Consider the following 23,574-nt stretch of genomic DNA (forward strand, 5'->3'; position numbering starts at 1 on the left):
GGTTCTGTGGCGATATTACATCAGTTTGCGACGGCGTGTCACCTCAATATCCAGGTCGGTGATCTTCTTGCGCAGCGTATTGCGATTGATCCCCAGAAGATCGGCGCATTTTGCCTGGTTCCCCCCCGAGGCATCCAGCGCGATTTCGATCAGCGGCAGTTCCAGTTCTCGCAGCACCCGCGCGTATAATCCTGACGGCGGCATCATGTCCCCATGCAGGTCGAAATAGCGTCGCAGATGGCGGGCCACCGAATCCGACAGCTTTTCACCATTGTTGATCCCGGAAACCGGCGCGGGGCCGGCCTGGGGGCCCAGAACCATCTCGACCTCGGTTTCGGTGATTTCTTCGGCCCGGCTGGTATATCCCAGGCGGCGCACCGCATTCTCCAACTGGCGCACGTTGCCCGGCCAGGCATGAGAGCGCAGCTTTTGTCGGGCGGCCTCGCTGAAATATCGTTTCGGAGCCCCTTCAATTTCGGCCCGCGTCAAAAAATGTTCAGCCAACAACGGAATGTCTTCGACCCGTTCACGCAATGCAGGAACATGGATCAGCGTGCCGTTCAAACGATAGAACAGATCCTGGCGCAGCTTGCCGTCTTCCATCAGCGGTTGCAGATCGACCTGGCTGGTCGCCATGAACCGAGGCGACCGATCCCCCGGCATGTCCATCATTCTGACGATTCTGGCCTGCGCGGAATCCGACAGATCAGCGATTTCGTCAAACAGAATGGTGCCGCCCCGTGCCCGTTCCAACAGGCGCATCGGCCCTTCCAGGTCCATCAGCTCCGCTTCTTCTGCCAGAACAAAGGCCTGGGACCGGCGATCTGACAGGTCGTGAATGGTTTTTGCAATCAACGATTTGCCGACACCGCTTTCGCCTGTGATCAGGATCGGCAGGTCGGTATTCATCATCCGCGCCACCACCCGATACAGCGACTGCATGATTTCGGTCCGCCCCACCAACGGCAATTCTTCGGGGCGGTCCATGTCATTGTCGGATGGTGCAGACGCCGAGATCACCCGACGCTGGCTGAGCGCCTTGGCGGTGCGTTTCATCAGGTCCGGCAGGTCAAAGGGCTTGGGCAAATAGTCATATGCCTCGGCCTCCGCGGCCTTGATCGCGGTCATGATGGTGTTCTGGGCCGAAATCACGATCACCGGCAACCCGGGCCGGTCCTCGGCGATCTTTGGCAGCATTTCGAGCCCGTTTCCGTCCGGCATCATCACGTCCGAAATCACCAGATCGCCCTTGCCCTCGCTCACCCAGCGCATCAGCGTCGTCAGCGAACTTGTGGCGTGCACCTTGCACCCGGCACGCGTCAGGGCCTGGGTCAGAACGGTGCGGATCGTGCGGTCGTCATCAGCGACCAGAACGGTGCCATCCATGGTATTGTCTCCTGTTTACTCCGACTGCAACGCATCGCGCGGGGCGCGCGGCAACGACAGGCGGAAAATCGTGCACCCCGGTTCGCTGGTGACCGTGATCCAGCCACCGTGGTCTGATATGATCTTGGACACCAACGCCAAACCCAACCCGGTCCCGTTTTCCCGCCCCGACACAAATGGATCAAAAATATCGCCTTTGATCTTGTCCGGCAGCCCCGGCCCATCATCGGAAATCTCGATCTGCAACGGCAGAGACGATGCGCCACCTTGTTTGTTTCGCAGTCGAAAGGAATGTTCAAAATAGGTGCGAATTCTGATGCACCCTCCTTTTGAATCAGCGGCTTCCGAGGCGTTCTTTAGGAGATTCAAAACCACCTGCAACAATTGATCCGGATCACCATATGCCATCGGCAGGGACGGATCGTAATCTTCGACAATCGTCATATGCGCGCCAAACCCCAATTGGGCAGACCGGCGCGCCCGGTCTAGGACATCATGCAGGTTAACCGGTTTTCGGTCTGGTTCCGACAGGTTTCCGAATTGTTCCACCTGCTCCAGCAACTTTACGATACGCTGGCATTCGGCGACGATCAGATCGGTCAGTTCGACGTCTTCGCGTCCGACATTCATCGACAGCAATTGCGCCGCGCCAGTGATCCCCGCCAGCGGGTTCTTGATCTCATGTGCCATCATTTCGGCCATGCCAATTGCGGATTGCGCCGCCGATTTGACCGAATGGTTCTGGGTCATGCGTCCGGCCAATTCGCGCGGCGACAGCAACATCAGCATCTTGCCCGGATGCCCCTGCACCGGTGCCACCTGAATCGAGCAATGCAGCGGGCCGCGATGTCCCGTCCCGACATCAGCGTCATTCACAAACAAAGGCGTGCCATTGTCGCGTGACCGGGCCATTGCATCGGCAATCGGCGGGTCGATCTGGATCAGAGTCCAGATATTGTTGCCAGTGATCGTTCGGCTCGACGCGTTGACAAACCCTTCGCCCGCCGAATTCACATCCGTCACCCTGTCGTGTTCGTCAACGACAAAGGCGGGAACCGGTAACGAGGTCCAGATGGCACCGTTGAAACTCATGCGGCCACCTGCCCGCCCTGATCGCTCAAGGCATCCGGCAGCAAAGCCAGAACCTGCCCCGGGTCCTTTTGCGTCAAAACAGCGCGACGCAGCTGGGTGCCTGTGCAGGCCCGGTCCATGTACCAGCCCAGATGCTTGCGTGCGACACGCAGGCCCAGATCAGGCCCATAAAAGGCCAGCATGGCGCGATAGTGGTCACAAACCAGTTCAATCAACGCAGATCCAGAGGGGATTTCGGGTTTGGGCGCGCCCCACAGGTCATGGGCGATTTCGGCCAACAGCCATGGTCGCCCCTGGGTTCCGCGTCCCACCATGACGCCATCCGCGCCGGATTGCTCCTGTGCCCGGGCCGCATCGGCGCTGTCAAGAATATCTCCGTTGGCCAGAACCGGCACGCTGACCGCGTTCTTGATGGCGCGAATGGCCGCCCAATCGGCCTGCCCCTTGTAAAACTGACAGCGGGTGCGGCCGTGGATTGTCACCATCTGCACACCTGAATCCTGCGCGCGACGCGCAACGTCGGCGGCATTCAGGCTGTTTTCATCCCACCCCAACCGGGTTTTCAGGGTCACCGGTACATCGACCGCCGCCACCACGGCGTCGATCAGGCGCAGCGCGTGATCCGGCGTTTTCAACAGCGCCGAGCCGGAAAATCCGCTTGTGACCTTTTTTGCCGGACACCCCATGTTGATGTCGATGATCCGGGCTCCGCGCCCAGCAACCTGACGGGCAGCTTCGGCCATCCAATGGGTTTCACGGCCCGCCAACTGTACGGCGGTGTTTTCCACATCTGCGCTCAGCTCGGCCCGTTCGCGCACCCCGGGTTTGGCCTGGACCATTTCCTGGCTCGCGACCATTTCGCTGACCATCAACCCGACCCCAAACGACCGGACGAGATCGCGAAACGGACGATCCGTGATTCCCGCCATGGGGGCCAGCGCAATGGGCGGGTTCAATGCCGTGGATCCGAGGGTGAAAGACAAGCGCCTATTCCTTGTGCAGTTGTGGTGAACGTAACGAAGCCCCGGATATGCAGCAATGACAGGAGGGGATTCAATGCCCATGAATTATGCATTTGCACAAAAATTAGGCGCATAACCTCGGGTGATTGCCTCGGTTTGCATCACAGCATAAACAGATCCAGTATCAGACTCCGGAGATCCCAGATGACCACAGCTGCCCTGATCGTGGCCGCCGGGCGCGGCCAGAGGGCCGGTGGCGGCCTGCCGAAACAATGGCGCCCGCTTGCCGGCAAACGGGTAGCGGACTGGACATTGGAGCGGTTTCGAGCGGCGGGCCTGCCGCTGATCGTATTGGTTCTGAACCGCGATGACAGGCAATATTGGGATGAATTTGAATCCCACCCTGACATCATTCTTGCCCCGGGTGGCACGGACCGGGCAGGTTCGGTGCAAAACGGGCTCAAGGCGCTTGAGGGGCGCGGGATCGACAAGGTGCTGATCCACGATGTGGCCCGCCCCTGTGTCTCTCCGGCTCTTATCCATGCCGTAGAGGCGGCATTGAACAGCGCCCCGGGCGCGGCCCCCGGGCTGGCCGTTACCGATGCGCTTTGGACGGGGGATGCAGGTCAGGTCACCGGCACCCGCAACCGGGACGGGTTGTACGCCGCCCAGACCCCACAGGGGTTTCGCTATGATGCCATTTGTCATGCACATCTTACCCATCGCGGTGGCGCGGCAGATGATGTAGAAGTCGCGCGTGATGCCGGGCTCACCGTCGCAATTGTTCCGGGCGAGGCCGACAACCTGAAAATCACCCGCCCCGAGGATTTCGCCCGGGCGGAACAGATTCTGACACAAGACCGCCGGGGAGCCGAGATGGATATCAGACTGGGCAATGGATATGACGTACACCGCTTTGGCCCTGGCGACAGCGTGATCCTGTGTGGGGTCGAAATCCCCCATGACCGCACCCTTCAGGGTCATTCCGATGCTGACGTGGGTATGCATGCCGTGACAGATGCAATCTATGGTGCGCTGGCACAGGGCGACATCGGTCGTCATTTCCCGCCATCAGATCCGCAATGGAAGGGGGCGGCCTCTGAAATCTTTCTGCGCCACGCCGCCGATTTGGCCCGCAACATGGGTTTCACCCTGTCCAACATCGATTGCACCCTGGTCTGTGAATACCCCAAGGTCGGCCCCCACGCCGCCCAAATGCAGCAGGAAATGGCCCGAATTCTGGACATCGACCCGGATCGGGTGTCAATCAAGGCAACGACTTCGGAACGTCTGGGGTTCACCGGACGCGGCGAAGGTATCGCGTCGATCGCCACCGCAGCGTTGGTGAAATCATGAAACAGCTGGCACATATGATCGGCACCGTTTGTGGCGTCGGCCACATCCGCCCTGCCCCTGGTACCTGGGGATCGGCTGTGGCCCTGCCTCTGGCCTGGGCACTGCATACATTGGGTGGGTTTCCATTGTTGTTGATGGGGACCGCATTTGCCCTGATCGTCGGGATCTGGGCCACCCGGGAATATACGTCGCATGGGGGCGACCATGATCCGTCCGAAATCGTGATCGACGAAGTGGCCGGACAATTTACAGCGCTGCTTCCGCTCAGCTATGCGGCCTGGGCTCATGACATCCCGGTCCTTGCCATGTGGCCGGGTTGGATCGCCGCGTTTGTGCTGTTTCGCCTGTTCGACATCACCAAACCCGGACCCATCGGTACGGCAGACCGGCGCGGGGATGCCCTGGGCGTGATGCTGGATGACATCATTGCGGGTGTTTTTGCCGCCATCGGCGTCATGGCATTGGCCGGGGTGTGGCATGGGGTCATGGGCCAATGACCGCTGTTGACGTCACCGACCTGATCGCCCGCGCCACCCGCGCAAAAGTCGTGATCACCACCGCCGAAAGCTGTACCGGAGGGTTGATCGTCGCGGCGCTGACCGACATTCCCGGCTCTTCTGCCGTCGTGGACCGCGGGTTCGTCACCTATTCCAATCAGGCCAAGATGGAGATGCTGGGCGTGCAGGCCGAAACACTGACCGCCCATGGCGCGGTTTCGCAACAGGTCGCCGCCGAAATGGCGATGGGTGCGCTGACCCATTCCCCCGCGACGCTGGCGGTCTCGGTCACCGGCATTGCCGGGCCTGGCGGGTCCGAGTTCAAACCCGAAGGCCGCGTGTGTTTCGGATTGGCACAGGCCGGGCAGGACACCGTTACTGAAACCATCGAATTCGGTGCCATCGGTCGCGACCACGTCCGTCAGGCCACGCGGGACCACGCCCTGACTTTGCTGTCACGGGCGATTTCCCAAAGAGACCTGTAATCAGGCATGCCCCCTGCCAGGGCGCTGAAAAAACAGGCATTGCATAAAAGGCGGCAATTTTGGGCGACTATTATCGGTCTGCCCCTTTTTTCCGCAGCTCCGCTCCGCTTGAACACCTGCCAACCCCACGGATGATGGAAAGGAACGGCAGATGAACGGAGCCGACACAGCATGGATCACGGTGGCAACCGCCCTGGTCCTCTTTATGACATTGCCTGGATTGGCGTTGTTTTACGGTGGACTTGTACGTGCGCGAAATGTGCTCAGCGTGTTCATGCATTGCTATGCGATTGCCTGTTTGATGAGCGTTCTGTGGTTCTTCCTGGGGTATTCCATTGCCTTTGGCCCCGGTGAAAGCGGGATCTGGGGCGGGTTGGACAAGGCCATGTTGACAGGTGTCACCGTCGACAGCCTGTCGGGCACCCTGCCCGAGGTGCTGTTTTTTGCCTTTCAGATGACATTTGCCATCATCACCCCGGCCCTGATTGTAGGGGCCTATGTCGAGCGGGTCGGCTTTGGTTTTGTGCTGCTGTTTTCATCCCTGTGGATGCTGGTCTGTTATGCGCCGGTTGTGCATTGGATCTGGGGTGGCGGCATGTTGGCCGACGGCGGTATCTTTGGCGACATTGGGGTCCGTGACTTTGCCGGTGGCATCGTGGTGCATGAAACAGCCGGTCTGGCGGCGCTGATCGTGGCGTTCTTTCTGGGGCCGCGCAAACACCGCACGACCCCGCCGCACAACCCCGGGTTTGTGATGATCGGTGCCGGGATGCTGTGGGTTGGCTGGTTCGGCTTCAACGGCGGCTCGCAGCTGGCCGCAGACGGTGGCGCGGCCATGGCAATCACCGTGACACACATCTCGGCCGCAACCGCCTCTTTGACCTGGGCGCTGTGGGAAAAGATCAAATATGGCAAGGCCTCGCTGGTCGGGCTGGTCACAGGGACCATCGCCGGGTTGGCTTCGATCACCCCGGCATCCGGGTTTGTCGGTCCCATCGAGGCGTTGATCATCGGTGCCATCGCCGGGGTGCTGTGTCAGGAGGCGGTGAACCTGGTGCGCAACAAACTGAAAATCGACGACACGCTGGATGTGTTTGCGGTTCACGGTGTGGGCGGTATCTTTGGCACCATCATGATCGCGCTTTTTGGTGCGGGCACCTGGGCCGCGCAGCTGGGTGGGCTGGTCGTTGTCGGTCTCTTTACCACCATTGTCACCGTGGTTCTGGTCAAGATCTGTGCCGCAATCACGCCGTTGCGTGTCGATTTGGAAACCGAAACCAACGGTCTGGACCTCAGCGTTCATGGCGAACGCGCCTATGACATGAGCAGCTGATACCTTCAGTCAACCGCTCTCTCGGGGGCACGGAAACGGGGTCTTTACAGGCCCCGTTTTGCTATTCGGACACCAAGGCCGCCAAATCTTCGACCGCGCCCCCCCCACGCAACAGCGACCAGATGGCGCGGGCGCTTGTTTCTCCGATCAAATTTTGGGCTTTTTCGCGCACACGCGCCTCGCGGTCCGTCATCTCCATCGGTGCGGCCAGATCATGATGAGCCTCGCGCCGCACACCGTCACGGCGCAACACCGTGACAACCGCTTCGGTTTCGCTCAGGCTGTCATCGGCTTCGACCCGGACCATGGCGCGCAGTCCCCTGACCTTGGGATCTGCACAGATCTGATCGGTATAGGAGTCGAGACGGGCGGTGTCATACCCCAGCGCCCGCATGGCCAGGACCGTCCCATAGGAAAATTTGGCCCCCAACCCGGTTGTCGGCATCGGTTGGTTGCACACGCTCATCCACCGGGGATGGGTGCGCACCGACAATTCCGCAATCTCGGGCGCGGCCAGATCCAGATCGCGCGCCGCCTCAAGAGCTGCGTGCAGCCCGTGACAGCAGGCGTGAAATTTGTGGCTGACCGTCTCGAACAACCAATGCTCCCCCAGCCCCGCCAGCGCCTTGTCGATGTCCCCCGCCCCATGATGGGTGGCCGCAAAGCCGAATTCGCCGGACATTGCGTCAGGGTTGGCCTGGAACCCCCGCGCTACCAAAAGAGCCGCCTCGACCCCGCAGGATGCGGCAAGACCGGCATTATAAGGTTTTGCCATCGTTCCGAACTGGACCTTGAGCCCGGCTGCGCGGGTTGCTGTCAGCCCCAGAACCTGTGTCATGGCCTGCGCATCCAAACCAGCCAACCGCCCGGCTGCAACAGCGGCCCCAAAGGCCCCGGCCGTGGCGGTTTGATGAAATCCGCGCTGATAATGCCCGCGCCCCAACCACACACCGACCCGGATCGACACTTCCATCCCGACCAGCGCCGCCTCCAACACTCCGGCAATTGCACCGCCCTGGCGTTCTCCCATGGCCAATGCGGCCGGAAAAACAGCCACTGACGGATGGCCGATATGGGCAAAATGGGTGTCGTCATAATCCAGCGCATGGCTGACCGTGCCATTGACCAATGCCGCCATGCGCACAGGCGCTGCGCCACCACCAAACAGCCGCGCCTGAGGCGCGCCGCCTTCTTCGGTGGCCTGTGCCCGCAGAATCCGCGAGACAGGTTCAGCGCTGCCCGCGCGTCCCACCGCCAGCCAGTCCAGAGCCGACAACACGGTGGTTTGTCGCGCCGGCCCCGACGGGGTTACCGGAGCGGTTGCAAAATCTGCCAGTCGGGTCGTGAAACTGTCTGCCATGTCAAAGCCCCCCTAAAGGCGGCTCAGCCATACAACTCTGCCGCGCGGTGTTCGAATGCCCGTACTATGCGATGCATCGCCTCATTGAATACAACACCGATGATGCCCTGCAATACCGCATTGCGGAACTCAAAATCGACAAAAAAGGAGACATCGCACCCTCCGTCATCGCAGCTTTCGAAACTCCAGTTGGATTTCATGTATTTGAAAGGCCCATCCAGATATTCGGTGTCGATCTTCATATCATCGGGAAACAGGGTGACACGGCTGCCAAAGCGTTCGCGAAAGACCTTGAAGGAAATCACCAGATCCGCCTCCAGCACTTCGGCCGCGCCCAACGGCGTCTTTGACCGGATCCGCGCCGCGGCACACCAGGGCAGAAACGTCGGGTATTGGGCCACATCCGCGACCAGATCGTACATCTGCTGAGCAGAATAGGGCAGATGGCGGGTTTCGGAATGCGTCGGCATCGCAACCTGTATGTTTTCTTTTGTTTCGTGGCAGCTGATGTCGTATGGATGCGCCCAAAGATCAAGGGGGGACAGATGTCACAGCGTCCATATGTCATCGACACAATGATTTCGGCCAAGACGATTGCGGCCCGAATCGAAGAGTTGAGCCGCGAAATCCATGACGAATTCGAGGGCACGGACAAGTTGATCGTGGTCGGCCTGTTGCGGGGCAGTTTCGTGTTCATCGCCGATCTGGTGCGTGAATTGGACCTCCCGATCGAAGTCGACTTCCTCGAAGCATCCTCTTATGGAGACAGCATGCAAAGCAGTCGAGAAGTACGCATTCTCAAAGACTTGCGTGGCGCAATTGAAGGACGTGACGTGTTGGTCGTCGAAGATATCGTCGATACCGGGCATACCCTGAACCATGTCACCCACCTATTGGCAAGCCGCAATCCCGCGCGCCTTAAATCCATCGCCCTGCTGGACAAACCCAGCCGTCGCGAAGTCGATTTCCGCTCGGATTACATCGGCTTTGAAATTCCGGATGAATTTGTCGTGGGGTATGGCATCGACTATGCCCAACGCAATCGCAACCTCCCGTTTATTGGCAAGGTCCGCTTTGTCGAATAATCCCACGGCGGGGTCCGATTAACGTTTCCCAATTTTGGCAGGTGCCCCTAGGCTGACACAGATGCTCTGCCTCATCCGCCGCTTTGTCCGCCAACATTGGCAGGGCCAGATCGCGCCGCTCCCGACGGTATTGATCACCGTTCTAGGGTTGCGGATGCTGGTCTTTTCCGGTGGCGGCCTGTGGTTGATCCCGGACATTGCGCTGTTGATCTGGCAATTGGTGGGTGCCATTCGATCCTTGCGCCGCCATTTGGACAGCGGCCCGCAGTTGGTGGCCTTTTTGGCGGGCCTCGCGGTGGTTGGGATCTGTGTGGTGCTGACGGTTCTGCCGCATCTCGACAGCCTGGCCCGGCGCAGCGCCGTGGCACCGCCGGTGTGGACGCCGCGCGTGGGCGATGTGACATTGACAGGGACCACGCTTTATCTGCGCGGGCCGGTCGATTTCGACATGTTTGAAACCACACGGCAAATGCTCGCGGCCCATCCGGGCGTTACGCGATTGATTCTAAACAGCGATGGTGGGCTGATCTATGCGGCCAGGGCCGTGGCTCTGCAGGTACACCACCACCGTTTGGAGACACATGTCGACGGCACCTGTGCCTCGGCCTGCACATTGATCTTTATCGCAGGGGTCCGCCGCAGCCTGGCACCCACCGGGCGATTGGGATTCCACGCCTACAAGCTGGACGCCCCCCAACAGCTGTTGGACCCCGTGGCTGAACAGGAAAAGGATCATGCCAGCTTTCGCGACCAAGGCGTGGACCCGGCCTTTGTTGAACAAATCAGCGATACGCCACATGATCAGATCTGGTTTCCGGATCACGATCGTCTCAGGACAGCCGGTGTCACGACCGCGCCGTAAACGGAAATCACCGATTGCCTGCTGATGTCTCGATCAGAACCGCAGCAATGGCCGCGCGGAACACTGCAACGCCGATTGGCAGCGCAGCATCAGGAAAGTCATAGTCCGGGTTGTGCAATTGTGGCTGGTCCTTGCCCGAGCCCAGCCAGAACATCGCAGCCCTGGCGGATGCGCCGAACTGGCCAAAGTCTTCGGACCAGCGTTGCGGGGTGTGGTGAATTTCCGCCGGGGTTCCTGCCGTCTTACAGGCCCTATCCAGCAGCGCCACCGCCGTGGGATGATTGGTACAGGCGTCGAACACATCGTCATAGTCGATGTCTATGTGCAAACCTTGTTCTGCCGCCACGGACCCGGCCACAGATTGCGCCTCGGCGATCAACTGTTCCATCCGGTCGTTTGTCACGGTGCGCAAAGTGGCCCAGATCTCGGCCTCGCCGGGCGCAATGCCAAAGGTCGCTTCGCCCATGCGCGCATGGGTCAGGGTCACCAGCGCATAGTCCCCCCCCCGATCACCGCCCTGCCCCAGGGCCGCAAGATCCGGCAGCAACCGGACGAGAGTCCCGGCGGGCGAGATCCCGTCCTGCGGTGCTGCGGCATGTGATGTGCGCCCGGTCAACCGGATCCGCATCCCGCGCGAGGCGCAATTGGCTGGTCCGGCGCAGATCGCCACCTGCCCAAGGGCCAGCCCCGGCAGATTGTGAAGCGAAAATGCATAATCCGGCGCAATGGAGGCGAACCGCGGGTCGGCCAGGACCGCCGCCGCCCCCTTTCCGGTTTCTTCGGCGGGTTGAAACAACAGAACGACCCGACCGCGCGCCAAGGGACGCGCGGCAAGCCAATCGGCCAGACCAGCCACGATTGCCATATGCCCATCGTGACCGCACAGATGCCCGCGCCCCTCGTGGGTTGACCGATAGCGCGCCTCCGATTGCTCCGGGATCGGCAACCCATCCAGCTCGCATCGGATCATGACAGTGGGTCCCGGTGTCCCGCTGTCAAACACGGCTGCAACGCCATAACCGCCCAACCCGGAAATCAGGGAATCCGGGGTGTGCCGTGTCAGGGTATCCTCGATAAAGGCAGCCGTCCGCGCCTCCTGCCCGGACACTTCGGGAATCCGATGCAGGTCATGGCGCAGCTGGGTCAGCCGACGAAAAAGTTCTGGCGTCATTGCGCGCCGAGTTTGGCATTTCGCGCCGCGCGCAATTGGGCAAAATCATCGCCAGCATGATAGGACGACCGGGTCAGCGGCGTCGCGGAAACCATCAGGAACCCCTTGCCATAAGCCGCCTTTTCGTAATCCGCGAATTCTTCGGGCGTGACAAAACGATCCACGCGGTGATGTTTTGGCGTTGGTTGGAGGTACTGGCCGATGGTCAGGAAATCCACATCCGCAGCGCGCATGTCGTCCATCACCTGGCGCACGCCCTGTTCGTCTTCGCCCAGCCCCACCATGACGCCGGATTTGGTGAAAATGGTGGGGTCCATCTCCTTTACCCGCTGCAACAGGCGCAGAGAGTGGAAATAGCGCGCGCCGGGGCGTACCGTCGGGTAAAGGCCGGGCACGGTTTCCAGATTGTGATTGAATACGTCCGGCTTTGCTTCGACAACGATTTCAAGAACTTCTGGCGCGCACTTCAAGAAGTCCGGGGTCAGGATCTCAATCGTCGTCTTTGGGCTGCGGTGACGTACGGCACGAATGGTCTGGGCAAAGTGATCGGCACCACCGTCGGTCAAATCATCCCTGTCCACGCTGGTGATCACCACATGGTTCAACCCCAGCTTTTCCACCGCATGGGCCACGCGCCCCGGTTCAAAAGCATCCAGCGTATCCGGCTTGCCAGTGGCGATATTGCAGAAGGAACACCCACGGGTACAGATTTCGCCCATGATCATCATGGTGGCGTGACCCTGCGACCAGCATTCACCGACGTTGGGGCATCCGGCCTCTTCGCAGACGGTGACCAGATTGTTGTCACGCATGATCCGGTGAGTATCAGCATAGCCCTTGCCGCCAGGAGCCTTAACCCGAATCCAGCTGGGTTTCTTGGGCTGTTCATTGTCCGGGCGGTGCGCTTTTTCGGGGTGGCGCTGCTGGGGCAATTTCAGATCACGCATGTCGGGTCCCTATCAGGTTGCAGGTTTCTGGTGACATATCATGATATTTCCGCGCCGTCATCGCGGCAATTGGGACCCCGCCATACCTTTGACGCATGGCCCGGGCCCTTGGGATGCCGCGCGATGGCAATCCTGATGAAACCCGGGTTTGTGGGCCAATCCAGTGACATCTTAACATGTTGGTATTTAATATAATTACTTCCGACATCTTTGCCATGCATATCATTGAACAACGGGAAACGGTCTTGGCGTGCAGACATATCTTGCACCCTGTTTAGAATCGTTTTAAGCGTCTCGCCGGAACCGAGACATTTGCATCAGGAGTGTGAAATGAAAGCTGGAGTCAGCCTGCCGAACGTGACCTTCAAGACCCGTGTACGTGACGAGTCGATCGAAGGCCCGAACCCTTTCCGCTGGGAAAACAAGACCACTGCCGACTATTTTGCTGGCAAGCGCGTCGTGTTGTTCTCGCTGCCTGGCGCCTTCACCCCCACATGTTCGACCTACCAGCTGCCCGGCTTTGAAAATGGCTTTGCCGATTTCCAGGCCCAAGGTGTGGACGCGATCTATTGCATGTCTGTGAACGACAGCTTTGTCATGAACAAATGGGCCGAAGCGCAAAACCTGGAAAACGTCGACGTGATCCCAGACGGCTCCGGTGAATTCACCCGCAAAATGGGCATGCTGGTCGCCAAGGACAACCTGGGCTTTGGTCAGCGCTCCTGGCGGTATGCCGCCGTGGTCAACAACGGTGTTGTCGAAGCCTGGTTCGAAGAGCCCGGTCTGGAAGACAACCACGGTGACGATCCTTATGGCGTGTCCTCGCCCGAGACCGTCCTGACCTGGTTGAAAGAACAAGGCGCGCAATCCGCAGCCTGATCTTTGACGACCGTTTGACGACAAGAGGGCTCTCCCAATCGGGAGAGCCCTCTTTTGTTCCGGTTCAGGAAACAATGCAGATCAGCCGATCATCTGGTCGCCACCGGATAATTCCTCAAAATGCCGCTTTAGCCGTTGCAAGGCGATACGCAGCACTATTTTACCTGAACGCGCCGACCAACCCATTTGTTTCTCAGCTGTCTCCAATCCCTCTAGATAACAGCAACACCGCAGCGCCACATCGCTGAGCCCCGGCCCCAGATCTCCCAACGCGCGGGCCACCCGATCACGCGCTGCGGACGGTCCATCCCCGACCCCGCTGTCCGGCGAAAATCCACCGCGTCCACCACCGGTCAGGAACCGATCCCAATTCTGCGCGATCTTGGGACCCATCTGTGCCAGCTCAAAATCTTCGCGCAGACGTTCTCCGGCCCGCACCAGATCCTCGCTCAGAAACGGCTGACCATCGCGATCTTTGCGCCGGGCCAATGCGGTCAACGGGCTTTCGGCCATATTATATCGCACACGCCGGGGTTTATCGGCCCCCTCGTCCACGGTCCTGTTTCCAAACACCCGATGCTGGGCAGCAAAAGGGCTTTGGGCTTCGGCAAACCCGCCTTCCTTGGCAGAACGTGCCCGGTTTTCCGCTTCGGCCAGAATCCGGCTGAGCGCCGCCCGCCCGGTCGATGTGATGTGATAGCGGCTGATCCGCCCCGGTTGTGGGCAGGTGATCCAATCCTTCAACGCCATGACTTCGGCGATGGCCCGATCCACGACCGCAGTGCGAGCCGTAGATCCGTCTACACCGTCTCGCACGACAACGGCTTTTTCCATTTCCTCGGCCACGGCCAGAACCGCACCGGTTTCGCACAGACGTCGCAGGACGCGCAGGGATTCCTGTTCCAGTTCAACAATATCCGGGGTGTTTTCGGTGTGGCGCACAGCAGCATTCATCGGGTCAGTGTCCTTCCTGTCCTCGCTCTTACGCCCCGTGGGTTCACGCATGTGGGTAAGAGGCGGAAAATGGGTCTTGGCCAAGGCTGACAATGCCGCATCCACCAATGGATCGTCGCGGCGCATTTCCACGCGACGGATTTGACGCAACACCGTGGACGCATGACAGCCCGCGACCCGCGCCAAGTCGCGGATCGATTGCCCTGCTTCGGTATGAGCCAAATATCTTTGTGCACCTTCTGGTACCCATCCTGGGACGTCTGGCGCGGGCTGATTGTTCATCTCTGATGTGTCCTTAGATCTGACAGCCTGACCTATTTATCCAGCAGATACCCCCCGAATTATCAACACAACCTAAGGCTGCATTGGTTACTCGATGGTTAAAATCCGCCAGTTTCACCATCATTGTTTCCATTTGATAAACTGTCGTGAATCCAGCGTTCGCAAATGTGGCGGCCTCCGCAACACCCGCCATAGTTGTGCCATAAAGTCGCCAAACAGATGAAACGTTGGAAAGGACCCACAATGCAGGACATTCTCAGCATGCTGTCATCACTGCGCCGCCCCCGTCTTTTGATCCGGGCCGCGCGAATTGGTGCTCGTGATTACTGCCGGACCCGGCATCTGCAGCGACTGTTGGGATATGGGGCTATCCCACGTCCAGCGGCTGCGCTGATGCGCCTGGTCGAATTGGAACGGGAAATGGATGACGCCCGCAGGGCCGAAGAGGCTGGCTATTCGCTGACCCGTCACCTGGATCTGCTGATTGCCATGATGGGCGAGGCGCAGGTGCTCAAAGCAACCCGCGCCCAACCTGTGTCGTGATACCGGGCGCGCTTACATAAAGGCGTCGGGCATCGATTCTTTCTTTTGCGCCACATAGGCGTTCAACGCCTCGAGCGTCGCCGGATCCATTGCGGGCTGCTGATAGGTATTCAACAGCGTATCGACCCGGTTTGTCGCCAACGCATAGGTGTCGCGCGCGCCTTCTTCTTCCCAGGTTTCAAACGGCTTGTAATCCAGCAGATCGGATTTCCAGAAGGCTGATTTGAAGTTCGCCTGGGTGTGGGCACAACCCAGATAATGACCGCCCGGTCCCACTTCGCGAATGGCTTCCATTGCCTGAGAGTCCGCATCGACCGGGACCCCTTTGGCCAAACCGTGCAAAGTACCCAGCTGATCTGCGTCCATCACGAATTTCTCGAAATCCGCAACCAGTCCACCTTCAAGCCATCCGCAAGAGTGCAACATGAAATTTACACCCGACATCAGGCCCATGTTCAGGCTGTTCGCGGTTTCATATGCGGCCTGCGCATCCGGCAGCTTGGACCCACAGAACGATCCCGCCGACCGGAACGGCAGTCCCAGACGGCGCGCCAGCTGGCCGGCACCATAGGTCACCAGCGACGCTTCGGGTGTTCCAAATGTGGGAGCACCCGAATTCATGTCGATCGACGACACAAACGCACCAAAGATTGCAGGTGCCCCGGCACGCACCAGCTGGTTATAGGCCACACCGGCCAGAACTTCGGCCAAAACCTGGGTCAGCGTCCCTGCCACCGATACCGGTGCCATGGCACCGCCAACGATGAACGGCGAAATGATACAGGCCTGATTGTTGGCGGCATAAATTTCCAACGACCCCATCATCACATCGTCAAACGTCATCGGCGAGTTGATGTTGGTCAGCGACGTCATGACTGTGTTGTTTTGAACAAATTCTTCGCCAAACAGCACACCGCACATGTCCACCGAATCCTGCGCCCGGCTGGGTTCGGTGACCGACCCCATGAACGGTTTGTCCGACAGCGTCATATGCGCCATCAACATGTCCAGGTGACGCTTGTTCACCGGAATATCTGTTGGTTCGCACACGGTACCACCGGAATGGTGCAGCCATTTGGACATATAGGCCAGTTTTACGAATTTGTTAAAGTCATCCATGGTCGCATAGCGGCGGCCACCCTGGGCATCGCGCACAAACGGCGGGCCATAAACCGGTGCCAACACCAGATTTCGCCCCCCGATGACCACCGATTTCTCGGGGTTACGGGCATGCTGGGTGAATTCGCTGGGGGCTGTCGAACACAGTTTACGCGCCAGGCCACGCGGAATGCGCACCCGCTCTCCGGTTACATCAGCCCCGGCATTGCGCCAACGTTCCAACGCGGCCGGGTTGTCGACAAAGTTGACCCCAACCTCTTCCAGGATCGTGTCCGCGTTGTATTCGATGATTTCCAACGCCTCTTCGTTCAACACCTCAAAGTTGGGGATGTTGCGCTGGATGTATTTCGCAGTTTCAAATGAAACTGCGGAACGCTCGGCCCGACGGGCGGCACCGCCACCCCCGCGACCACGTCGACGTGATGCTTCAGCCATGTCTTTTTTCCTCACCAAGGATCTTGTTTGATCCAGTTTTAGCCCGCTCCTGCACCGTTCCGCCGGATGATAACGGCCATTGGCGTTTAAAAGCGACATCCAGGCCTCTGATTTACCAAATTCCGACAAACACGAACCAAGAGCTCCCCCGCGGCAGAGACCCCAATCCCCCAGCCTGTCCCAACATGGCCGTCACGCGCCCCCCCCCCCCCCCGCGTCCGAGAGTCAATGCTGTGCTGGGTTGGCCGCCCCTCTTGCTTCTTTCTGGGTCCAAATACCTTCGGGGGGAGACCTGAAATCCCCGGATTTCGGGTCGGGGGGCAGAAAGCCCCCACTCCACGGCCCCAAGTGGCACCAAACCTCTTGCGAAAACCCGTGCCTTCGCCTATGGCCCGGACATGAGTGATACATCCCACGACCGCCTCCTGATCATCGACTTCGGCAGCCAGGTTACGCAGCTCATTGCCCGGCGCCTGCGCGAGTTGAATGTCTATTGCGAAATCCACCCCTATCAGAACGTCACGATGGACTTCGTGCGCCAGATGGCGCCGCGGGCCGTGATCTTCTCGGGCGGGCCCGACAGCGTGACCCGCGACGGTAGCCCCCGTGCCCCCCAGGAGATCTTTGATCTGGGCGTGCCGATCCTGGGCATCTGCTATGGCCAGCAGGTCATGATGCACCAATTGGGCGGCAAGGTCGAAAGCGGCCATGGCACCGCCGAATTCGGGCGCGCATACGTGACCCCGACCGTCAACTCCCTGCCTCTGTTGCAGGGCTGGTTTGCTGATGACAGCGACCGCGAACAGGTCTGGATGAGCCACGGCGATCACGTCAGCGAAATCGCCCCCGGGTTCGAGGTCTACGGCACCTCGCCCAATGCACCCTATGCCATCACGGCCGACGTCAGCCGCAATTTCTATGCGGTGCAATTCCATCCCGAAGTGCATCACACCCCCAACGGCGCGAAACTGTACGAGAATTTTGTCAAACTGGCTGGGTTCACCGGCGATTGGACCATGGGCGCATATCGCGAACAGGCGATCCAGGCGATCCGCGATCAGGTCGGAGACAAACAGGTCATCTGTGGCCTGTCCGGTGGCGTTGACAGCTCGGTCGCGGCCATCCTGATCCACGAGGCGATTGGCGATCAGCTGACTTGTGTGTTTGTTGACCATGGGTTGCTGCGCAAGAACGAGGCCGAAGAAGTCGTCGCCATGTTCCGCGACAATTACAATATCCAATTGATCCACGCGGACGAACAGGAGTTGTTCCTTGGCGAACTGGACGGTCAATCGGATCCCGAAACCAAACGCAAGATCATCGGCAAGCTGTTCATTGACGTGTTCCAGAAACACGCCAACACCATCGAAGGTGCCGAATTCCTGGCTCAGGGGACATTGTACCCCGATGTCATCGAATCTGTTTCGTTCAGCGGTGGACCGTCAGTCACAATCAAATCGCACCACAATGTGGGTGGCCTGCCGGAAAAGATGGGCCTGAAACTGGTCGAACCTCTGCGTGAACTGTTCAAGGACGAAGTCCGTGCTCTGGGGCGCGAGTTGGGCCTGCCGCAATCGTTCATCGGTCGCCATCCCTTCCCCGGTCCCGGACTGGCCATCCGCTGCCCCGGAGAAATCACCCGCGAGAAACTGGAAATCCTGCGCGAAGCGGATGCCATTTATATCGACCAGATCCGCAAACACGGTCTGTATGATGACATCTGGCAGGCTTTTGTTGCGATTCTGCCGGTGCGTACCGTGGGTGTGATGGGAGACGGGCGGACCTATGATTTTGCCTGTGCCCTGCGCGCAGTGACATCCGTGGACGGCATGACAGCGGATTATTATCCGTTCAGCCACGAATTCCTTGGCGAAACCGCCACGCGGATCATCAATGAAGTCAAAGGCATCAACCGCTGTACCTATGACATCACGTCCAAGCCTCCGGGCACGATTGAATGGGAATGACCCTTTCAACCAACATCTGATTGAAACCCCGGCCCTGCGCCGGGGTTTTTCTTTTGCAATTTGGGATGTTACCGCGTCATATCTGATCCATCTGACGTCCGCCGCGTTCGTCCCCTGATCACCGCGCCGACCTCACAGACCGCCAACAGAGGCACCATGATGACGCACCGCAAATCAAATACCGTCACAGCCGCTTTTTGGATGATCGGAGCCATCGCGTCATTTACCACGATGGCCGTCACCGGCCGCGAGGCTGCGGTTGCCCATGACACCTTTGAAATCATGTTCTACCGCAGCGTCGTCGGCTTTTTGATTGTCAGCGCGGTTCTGACAATCACCGGGACCTGGCGGCAGGTCAACACCGAGCTGTTTGGCATACATGTCTTGCGCAATGCGGCCCATTTTACCGGCCAGAATTTGTGGTTTTTTGCCATCACCGCGATTCCGTTGGCTCAGGTCATCGCCCTGGAATTCACCACCCCGCTATGGGTCATCGTGCTGGCCCCCCTGATCCTAAAGGAACGGTTGACGTCGGCCCGGGCCATTGCGGCTTTTGTTGGCTTCATCGGCGTGCTGATCGTTGCCCGGCCCAACCCCAGCACCATCAACCTTGGGCTGGTCACTGCCGCAGCGGCGGCCATCTTCTTTGCGATCACGTTGACCGTGACCAAACGCCTGACCCTGACCCAGAAGACCGCCAATATCCTGTTTTGGCTGACCGCCATGCAAATCCTCATGGGCGCGGTCATAGCCGGGTATGATGGAGATTTTGCCCTGCCCACGGCCCAATCGCTGCCCTTGTTGCTGATCATCGGATTGGCGGGGGTGTCTGCACATTACTGCCTGACCTCGGCCTTGGCGTTGGCTCCTGCGACTATTGTCATTCCCATGGATTTTGCCCGCCTGCCCACAGTCGCGATATTGGGAATGCTGATCTATTCGGAACCCTTGGATATCTGGGTGCTGGTGGGTGCGGTGGTGATTTTTGCCGCCAACTACTACAACATTCTTGCCGAAGGTCGGGCCAACCCCGCGGCGGCGACACCGGGGCTGCATCGCGATCTGTCCTGACGTCCGTGCACATTGATTGACGTGCCCGCCCCGGCCCATTAGCAAAGGCACGAATGTTTTTGGGAATGGTTGCACCATGCTGTATCGATCCGCTGACGACTGGCGCAATGCACCGCGCAAGCGCGTGCTTTTCTTTGCCATGTCAGGTTTGGGAAAAACCTATGTGAGCAACATGTTGCGCGACGCAGGTGATTGGTTTCACTATTCAATCGATTACCGTATCGGCACGCGTTACATGGGCGAATACATCACCGACAATGCCAAAGCCGAAGCGATGAAGGTTCCGTTTCTGCGCGATCTGTTGTTGTCGGATTCGATCTATATCGGATCGAATATCTCGTTCGAGAATCTGACCCCGGTATCAACCTATCTGGGCAAGCCCGGCGACCCGGCCAAAGGTGGGCTGCCCATCGCCGAATACCGTCGCCGTCAGGAGCAGTTCCGTCTGGCCGAGATCCACGCCCTGCTGGATACCGAATATTTCATCGACCGGGCCGAACGGCTCTATGGCTATCCACATTTCATTTGCGACACCGGAGGGTCAATCTGTGAATGGGTCGATCCTGATGATCCCAAGGATCCGGTCATGTCCGAACTGTCCAAACACACGCTGATGGTCTGGATCAAAGGCGATGACGCCCACACGGCCGAATTGGCGCGCCGGTTCGACAAGGCGCCAAAGCCGATGTCCTATCAGGGCGATTTTCTGGAGCGGGTCTGGACCACCTATCTGCAGCAGCATGATCTGGATGAAACCCAGGTCGACCCCGATGCCTTTATCCGCTGGACCTATGCCCAGGCGATGGCACATCGCCAGCCCCGCTATGCGGCCATGGCGGACCGCTGGGGTATCACCGTGACCGCCGATGAGATGGCACAGGTTCACGATGCCGACAGTTTCGATGACCTGATTGCCTCTGCCCTTGAGGCTCAGGGAAAATAGACCTATTTCAACGCTCTATTCCGTAAACCCAATCCGTACACCCCAAGGGGAACAACCATGCCTATCAAGATCCCGTCTGACCTGCCCGCCTATGACGTTCTGACGAACGAAGGCGTCATGGTCATGTCGCCGGATCAGGCCGCACGCCAGGACATTCGCCCGCTGCGCATCGGGTTGCTGAATCTGATGCCAAAAAAGATCCAGACCGAGAACCAGTTCGCCCGTCTCATCGGGGCGACACCGCTGCAAATCGAGCTGCATCTGATCCGGATGAGCGAACACCGCACCAAGAACACCGCCGCCGCCCATATGGCCGAATTCTACCGCCCGTTCCAAGAGGTGAAGGACATCAAATACGATGGTCTGATCATCACTGGTGCGCCGATCGAGCATCTCGACTTTGACGACGTAACCTATTGGGAAGAAATGGAAGAGGTCTTTGATTGGACTCAGACCAACGTGCATTCCACCTTTGGCGTCTGCTGGGGTGGGATGGCGATGATCAACCATTTCCACGGGGTCAAGAAACACATGCTGAATGCCAAGGCGTTTGGCTGCTTTCGTCATCAGAACCTGGTTCCTGCCTCGCCATTCCTGCGCGGGTTCTCTGATGATTGCGTGATACCCGTCAGCCGCTGGACTGAGATGAAACAGGACGAAATCAATGCCGCTCCTGGCCTGCGTACCCTATTGGGAAGCGACGAGGTCGGCCCCTGTCTGGTCGAAGATCGGGCGCATCATGCGCTCTATATCTTTAATCATTTTGAATATGACAGTGACACGCTGAAGCAGGAATATGATCGCGATGTGGCCGAAGGGACGCCGATCAATGTGCCGCTCAATTACTATCCGGACGATGACCCGTCCCGGACACCGCAGAACCGTTGGCGCAGCCACGCACATTTGCTGTACGGCAATTGGATCAATGAAATCTACCAAACCACGCCATTTGACAGATCCAATATCGGTGCCTAAGCGTCCTCTGGCAGTCTTCAACCTCTGACCGGGTCCGATGTCCTAAAGGGGCGGGGCAAGGCCATGTTCAGGGGCCTGTTCCGCCTTGGGGAACAGCCCCATCGCGCATCGGATCACCATCAGGTCGGCGCAGATGTGCCTGTGCGTGGTTTATTTCTGTGCTCACAGCGAGGAGAAGATGTGAAGGCGTCCGGTGAGCTCCCGCCCGGAATTTCCGGATCTGACGATCCGTTCATTCCCGTTGGGCCGGGCGCCGCACCTGTCGGCGCGGCGCGGTCGCGTGACCGATTGGGTGCGCAACGCAAGGCGCACGTCACTATTTTTCGCCCGTCAGCCCGTGACTTGCCCTGCGTGCCTGCCCCCTGGCTCCCGCGTTCACAGCGAAGGTGCCCATGTGCCACACCTCCACTCTCGGCATCCGGCTGCCTGCTCCCTGAGCCCTACCTGGAATTTGGGGGCCGTTTAACGGCTCCTTGGAACATGTGACCAGACCCGACATCAGCCCCAGGACCGTTTCGGGAGGGGCACCTGGTCGCCGACCTGAGCGACGGGATTGCACGAAAGATGTGAGCTGTTTCGGTGTGACCAAAGCTTTGGCGCGCACATCAGTTTGAGGTCTGACCTTTGCTTATACCAGACAGATTTTGTATGTCCGCGACCTGTTGATCAAAAGCCTGCTGCCGTCTCCGGAAACCAGAAGGGTCTGCGTGCCAAACCATTTTGTTCCCAACAGACGCCAGATGTCATGAATTCAAAATTCTGGGGGGCACTACGTCCTCCCCGTCGATCCAAATCCCCCCGATCCGCGGTCAGTAGAGGTCAGATCCTGAACTTCGACCACCGTGGCATGAATGACGGGGGCAATGATCGCTTGAGCAAAGCGATCCCCATGGGTCAACACAGTTGGCTCATCCCCAAGCTGGAACAGGCCGACAAATACGATCCCGCGGTAATCTTCGTCGATCGTGGCCGGGCTGTTGGGAATGATGATCTTTCGCTTGATGGCCATACTTGACCGAGGGCGAATTTGCATTTCAGTCCGTGGAGGAAGCTCAACGTGAAACCCGGTTGAAATCAGACGCACTTCACCTGGCGCAAGAGAAACCGGCCCATCCGGCAAGAACGCTCGAAGGTCCATTCCGGCAGCGCCTTGTGTGGCATAGCAGGGGAGCGGCAGGTCATTCCCTTCAACCCTTTTGAACTTAACGGTTTGTGTCATGAAAGGTTCCCCTGATTCCCGACCGAACATTTGAACCGGCCCGTGACTGTTGGTGCCATCAATCACGCAACAACTTGTTTTCCAACAACAAAGACGCAATTTCAATTCAAACCCATACACTGCGGCGGTGATTCTGGAAACCGTCTCATGGTGCGCTGGTTGTTATCACCACCAAACTGCGCGATGGGTCGCTGCGCAAAGTTGCGCAGGAGTTGCCGGTCGTCTCGGCGCCCTGATTGCCGTATCCATGATCCCCTGCAAGGCGCTGCGCCAGCGCACGAAAACCCGCCCACACAAGTTCGAGTTGCTGGCAGCGGGCACCAGCCGGAGGTTTGCCGGGAGGTTTCCAAGGCACGGGTGGATCCGCCGGTGCAGGTGAACTGCTTGGCCAGATCTCTGATCCATTTGGTGAAACTGAAACGGAAGTAATCCTTGAACCGATGGGTATCATACTCGGTCGTAGCTATCTGTCGGTCGTGAATGACGCGAACGCCCTGTTCCACATTGTCGAAACCAAAAGCGCCGCGGTCGAGGGTAAGGTTGATGCATTGGCCAGCCAGCTTGACGGCGACCCGATGTTTGGCGAGGACGAAATTATCTGACAGCCCGGAGTTTGCCCAGCAGCACGGCCACCTATCGGTCAAACGATCC

23 protein-coding genes are annotated in these 23,574 nt (G+C 59.0%); 13 read left to right on the forward strand and 10 right to left on the reverse strand.

Annotated features, from left to right (window positions below):
- Positions 1-15 precede the first annotated feature (15 nt).
- From K3727_12355 to dusB, 3 genes are read right to left on the reverse strand one after another with little or no spacing between them, the layout of a single operon-like run.
- Positions 16-1,386: a sigma-54 dependent transcriptional regulator gene (locus K3727_12355; protein ID UWQ89612.1), complete on the reverse strand. Its 1,371-nt coding sequence runs from the start codon at positions 1,384-1,386 to the stop codon at positions 16-18.
- A 15-nt stretch (positions 1,387-1,401) separates the two neighbouring features.
- On the reverse strand, positions 1,402-2,478 hold the full coding sequence (locus tag K3727_12360; GenBank protein ID UWQ89613.1) for a PAS domain-containing sensor histidine kinase: 1,077 nt from the start codon (positions 2,476-2,478) through the stop codon (positions 1,402-1,404).
- Positions 2,475-3,461, reverse strand: coding sequence for a tRNA dihydrouridine synthase DusB (gene dusB, locus K3727_12365; GenBank protein ID UWQ89614.1), 987 nt, complete (start codon positions 3,459-3,461; stop codon positions 2,475-2,477). The genes K3727_12360 and dusB overlap by 4 nt, the downstream gene beginning before the upstream one ends.
- Positions 3,462-3,644: 183 nt before the next feature.
- Between dusB and K3727_12370 the strand changes: the two genes are divergently transcribed.
- The 4 genes from K3727_12370 to K3727_12385 all read left to right on the forward strand — a co-directional run bounded on the left by K3727_12370 (position 3,645) and on the right by K3727_12385 (position 7,111).
- Complete coding sequence (locus K3727_12370; GenBank protein ID UWQ89615.1) at positions 3,645-4,796, forward strand: bifunctional 2-C-methyl-D-erythritol 4-phosphate cytidylyltransferase/2-C-methyl-D-erythritol 2,4-cyclodiphosphate synthase; 1,152 nt, start codon at positions 3,645-3,647, stop codon at positions 4,794-4,796.
- Positions 4,793-5,293, forward strand: coding sequence for a phosphatidylglycerophosphatase A (locus K3727_12375; GenBank protein ID UWQ89616.1), 501 nt, complete (start codon positions 4,793-4,795; stop codon positions 5,291-5,293). Before K3727_12370 ends, K3727_12375 begins: the two co-directional genes overlap by 4 nt.
- Entirely contained in the window at positions 5,290-5,778 is a 489-nt protein-coding gene (locus K3727_12380) for a CinA family protein (GenBank protein UWQ89617.1), read from the forward strand. The genes K3727_12375 and K3727_12380 overlap by 4 nt, the downstream gene beginning before the upstream one ends.
- A gap of 151 nt (positions 5,779-5,929) precedes the next feature.
- On the forward strand, positions 5,930-7,111 hold the full coding sequence (locus tag K3727_12385; GenBank protein ID UWQ89618.1) for an ammonium transporter: 1,182 nt from the start codon (positions 5,930-5,932) through the stop codon (positions 7,109-7,111).
- A gap of 61 nt (positions 7,112-7,172) precedes the next feature.
- Here K3727_12385 and K3727_12390 read toward each other — a convergent pair whose 3' ends face one another.
- Both K3727_12390 and K3727_12395 read right to left on the reverse strand, forming a co-directional pair.
- Positions 7,173-8,471 (reverse strand): MmgE/PrpD family protein, encoded by a 1,299-nt coding sequence (locus tag K3727_12390; protein UWQ89619.1) that lies wholly within the window; start codon positions 8,469-8,471, stop codon positions 7,173-7,175.
- Positions 8,472-8,494: 23 nt separating this feature from the next.
- A complete protein-coding gene (locus K3727_12395; protein UWQ89620.1) occupies positions 8,495-8,941 on the reverse strand; it encodes a type II toxin-antitoxin system RatA family toxin in 447 nt (148 codons plus the stop codon).
- 75 nt (positions 8,942-9,016) lie between these two features.
- Here K3727_12395 and hpt point away from each other — a divergent pair, with 75 nt between their 5' ends.
- Positions 9,017-9,556: a hypoxanthine phosphoribosyltransferase gene (gene hpt / locus K3727_12400; protein UWQ89621.1), complete on the forward strand. Its 540-nt coding sequence runs from the start codon at positions 9,017-9,019 to the stop codon at positions 9,554-9,556.
- A 61-nt stretch (positions 9,557-9,617) separates the two neighbouring features.
- Positions 9,618-10,418: a hypothetical protein gene (locus tag K3727_12405; GenBank protein UWQ89622.1), complete on the forward strand. Its 801-nt coding sequence runs from the start codon at positions 9,618-9,620 to the stop codon at positions 10,416-10,418.
- A gap of 7 nt (positions 10,419-10,425) precedes the next feature.
- Here K3727_12405 and K3727_12410 read toward each other — a convergent pair whose 3' ends face one another.
- Positions 10,426-11,589: an amidohydrolase gene (locus tag K3727_12410; GenBank protein ID UWQ89623.1), complete on the reverse strand. Its 1,164-nt coding sequence runs from the start codon at positions 11,587-11,589 to the stop codon at positions 10,426-10,428.
- Positions 11,586-12,536: a lipoyl synthase gene (gene lipA, locus K3727_12415; protein UWQ89624.1), complete on the reverse strand. Its 951-nt coding sequence runs from the start codon at positions 12,534-12,536 to the stop codon at positions 11,586-11,588. Before lipA ends, K3727_12410 begins: the two co-directional genes overlap by 4 nt.
- A gap of 330 nt (positions 12,537-12,866) precedes the next feature.
- Between lipA and K3727_12420 the strand changes: the two genes are divergently transcribed.
- On the forward strand, positions 12,867-13,415 hold the full coding sequence (locus K3727_12420) for a peroxiredoxin (protein ID UWQ89625.1): 549 nt from the start codon (positions 12,867-12,869) through the stop codon (positions 13,413-13,415).
- 81 nt (positions 13,416-13,496) lie between these two features.
- Here K3727_12420 and K3727_12425 read toward each other — a convergent pair whose 3' ends face one another.
- Positions 13,497-14,651, reverse strand: a complete 1,155-nt coding sequence (locus K3727_12425; protein UWQ89626.1) for a helix-turn-helix domain-containing protein — start codon at positions 14,649-14,651, stop codon at positions 13,497-13,499.
- Positions 14,652-14,894: 243 nt separating this feature from the next.
- Between K3727_12425 and K3727_12430 the strand changes: the two genes are divergently transcribed.
- Positions 14,895-15,194 carry a hypothetical protein gene (locus tag K3727_12430; protein ID UWQ89627.1) on the forward strand — a complete coding sequence of 100 codons (300 nt, stop codon included), beginning with the start codon at positions 14,895-14,897 and terminating at the stop codon, positions 15,192-15,194.
- Between the two features lie 12 nt (positions 15,195-15,206).
- On the opposite strand, the gene K3727_12435 is transcribed toward K3727_12430, so the two are convergent.
- On the reverse strand, positions 15,207-16,748 hold the full coding sequence (locus tag K3727_12435; protein UWQ89628.1) for a trimethylamine methyltransferase family protein: 1,542 nt from the start codon (positions 16,746-16,748) through the stop codon (positions 15,207-15,209).
- A 398-nt stretch (positions 16,749-17,146) separates the two neighbouring features.
- Between K3727_12435 and guaA the strand changes: the two genes are divergently transcribed.
- From guaA to metA, 4 genes are all read left to right on the forward strand, one after another.
- On the forward strand, positions 17,147-18,715 hold the full coding sequence (guaA, locus tag K3727_12440; protein ID UWQ89629.1) for a glutamine-hydrolyzing GMP synthase: 1,569 nt from the start codon (positions 17,147-17,149) through the stop codon (positions 18,713-18,715).
- Positions 18,716-18,874: 159 nt separating this feature from the next.
- The gene (locus K3727_12445) at positions 18,875-19,786 is read left to right on the forward strand and encodes a DMT family transporter (protein UWQ93362.1); all 912 of its coding nucleotides are present in this window, start codon (positions 18,875-18,877) and stop codon (positions 19,784-19,786) included.
- A 76-nt stretch (positions 19,787-19,862) separates the two neighbouring features.
- Positions 19,863-20,729, forward strand: a complete 867-nt coding sequence (locus K3727_12450) for an ATPase (protein UWQ89630.1) — start codon at positions 19,863-19,865, stop codon at positions 20,727-20,729.
- Between the two features lie 57 nt (positions 20,730-20,786).
- Positions 20,787-21,704 (forward strand): homoserine O-succinyltransferase, encoded by a 918-nt coding sequence (gene metA, locus K3727_12455; protein UWQ89631.1) that lies wholly within the window; start codon positions 20,787-20,789, stop codon positions 21,702-21,704.
- Between the two features lie 769 nt (positions 21,705-22,473).
- On the opposite strand, the gene dut is transcribed toward metA, so the two are convergent.
- Entirely contained in the window at positions 22,474-22,923 is a 450-nt protein-coding gene (dut, locus tag K3727_12460; GenBank protein UWQ89632.1) for a dUTP diphosphatase, read from the reverse strand.
- 440 nt (positions 22,924-23,363) lie between these two features.
- Between dut and K3727_12465 the strand changes: the two genes are divergently transcribed.
- Entirely contained in the window at positions 23,364-23,525 is a 162-nt protein-coding gene (locus K3727_12465) for a hypothetical protein (protein UWQ89633.1), read from the forward strand.
- Positions 23,526-23,574: the final 49 nt, after the last annotated feature.

The sequence above is a fragment of the Rhodobacteraceae bacterium M382 genome (assembly GCA_025141015.1).
Lineage (GTDB): Bacteria > Pseudomonadota > Alphaproteobacteria > Rhodobacterales > Rhodobacteraceae > Aliisedimentitalea > Aliisedimentitalea scapharcae.

Excerpts from the sequence above, each read along its gene's own strand:
- K3727_12355 (UWQ89612.1), bottom strand. The coding sequence starts at position 1,386 with ATGGATGGCACCGTTCTGGTCGCTGATGACGACCGCACGATCCGCACC.
- K3727_12360 (UWQ89613.1), bottom strand. The coding sequence starts at position 2,478 with ATGAGTTTCAACGGTGCCATCTGGACCTCGTTACCGGTTCCCGCCTTT.
- K3727_12370 (UWQ89615.1), top strand. The coding sequence starts at position 3,645 with ATGACCACAGCTGCCCTGATCGTGGCCGCCGGGCGCGGCCAGAGGGCC.
- K3727_12375 (UWQ89616.1), top strand. The coding sequence starts at position 4,793 with ATGAAACAGCTGGCACATATGATCGGCACCGTTTGTGGCGTCGGCCAC.
- K3727_12380 (UWQ89617.1), top strand. The coding sequence starts at position 5,290 with ATGACCGCTGTTGACGTCACCGACCTGATCGCCCGCGCCACCCGCGCA.
- K3727_12385 (UWQ89618.1), top strand. The coding sequence starts at position 5,930 with ATGAACGGAGCCGACACAGCATGGATCACGGTGGCAACCGCCCTGGTC.
- K3727_12390 (UWQ89619.1), bottom strand. The coding sequence starts at position 8,471 with ATGGCAGACAGTTTCACGACCCGACTGGCAGATTTTGCAACCGCTCCG.
- K3727_12395 (UWQ89620.1), bottom strand. The coding sequence starts at position 8,941 with ATGCCGACGCATTCCGAAACCCGCCATCTGCCCTATTCTGCTCAGCAG.
- hpt (UWQ89621.1), top strand. The coding sequence starts at position 9,017 with ATGTCACAGCGTCCATATGTCATCGACACAATGATTTCGGCCAAGACG.
- K3727_12405 (UWQ89622.1), top strand. The coding sequence starts at position 9,618 with ATGCTCTGCCTCATCCGCCGCTTTGTCCGCCAACATTGGCAGGGCCAG.
- K3727_12410 (UWQ89623.1), bottom strand. The coding sequence starts at position 11,589 with ATGACGCCAGAACTTTTTCGTCGGCTGACCCAGCTGCGCCATGACCTG.
- lipA (UWQ89624.1), bottom strand. The coding sequence starts at position 12,536 with ATGCGTGATCTGAAATTGCCCCAGCAGCGCCACCCCGAAAAAGCGCAC.
- K3727_12420 (UWQ89625.1), top strand. The coding sequence starts at position 12,867 with ATGAAAGCTGGAGTCAGCCTGCCGAACGTGACCTTCAAGACCCGTGTA.
- K3727_12425 (UWQ89626.1), bottom strand. The coding sequence starts at position 14,651 with ATGAACAATCAGCCCGCGCCAGACGTCCCAGGATGGGTACCAGAAGGT.
- K3727_12430 (UWQ89627.1), top strand. The coding sequence starts at position 14,895 with ATGCAGGACATTCTCAGCATGCTGTCATCACTGCGCCGCCCCCGTCTT.
- K3727_12435 (UWQ89628.1), bottom strand. The coding sequence starts at position 16,748 with ATGGCTGAAGCATCACGTCGACGTGGTCGCGGGGGTGGCGGTGCCGCC.
- guaA (UWQ89629.1), top strand. The coding sequence starts at position 17,147 with ATGAGTGATACATCCCACGACCGCCTCCTGATCATCGACTTCGGCAGC.
- K3727_12445 (UWQ93362.1), top strand. The coding sequence starts at position 18,875 with ATGACGCACCGCAAATCAAATACCGTCACAGCCGCTTTTTGGATGATC.
- K3727_12450 (UWQ89630.1), top strand. The coding sequence starts at position 19,863 with ATGCTGTATCGATCCGCTGACGACTGGCGCAATGCACCGCGCAAGCGC.
- metA (UWQ89631.1), top strand. The coding sequence starts at position 20,787 with ATGCCTATCAAGATCCCGTCTGACCTGCCCGCCTATGACGTTCTGACG.
- dut (UWQ89632.1), bottom strand. The coding sequence starts at position 22,923 with ATGACACAAACCGTTAAGTTCAAAAGGGTTGAAGGGAATGACCTGCCG.
- K3727_12465 (UWQ89633.1), top strand. The coding sequence starts at position 23,364 with ATGGGTATCATACTCGGTCGTAGCTATCTGTCGGTCGTGAATGACGCG.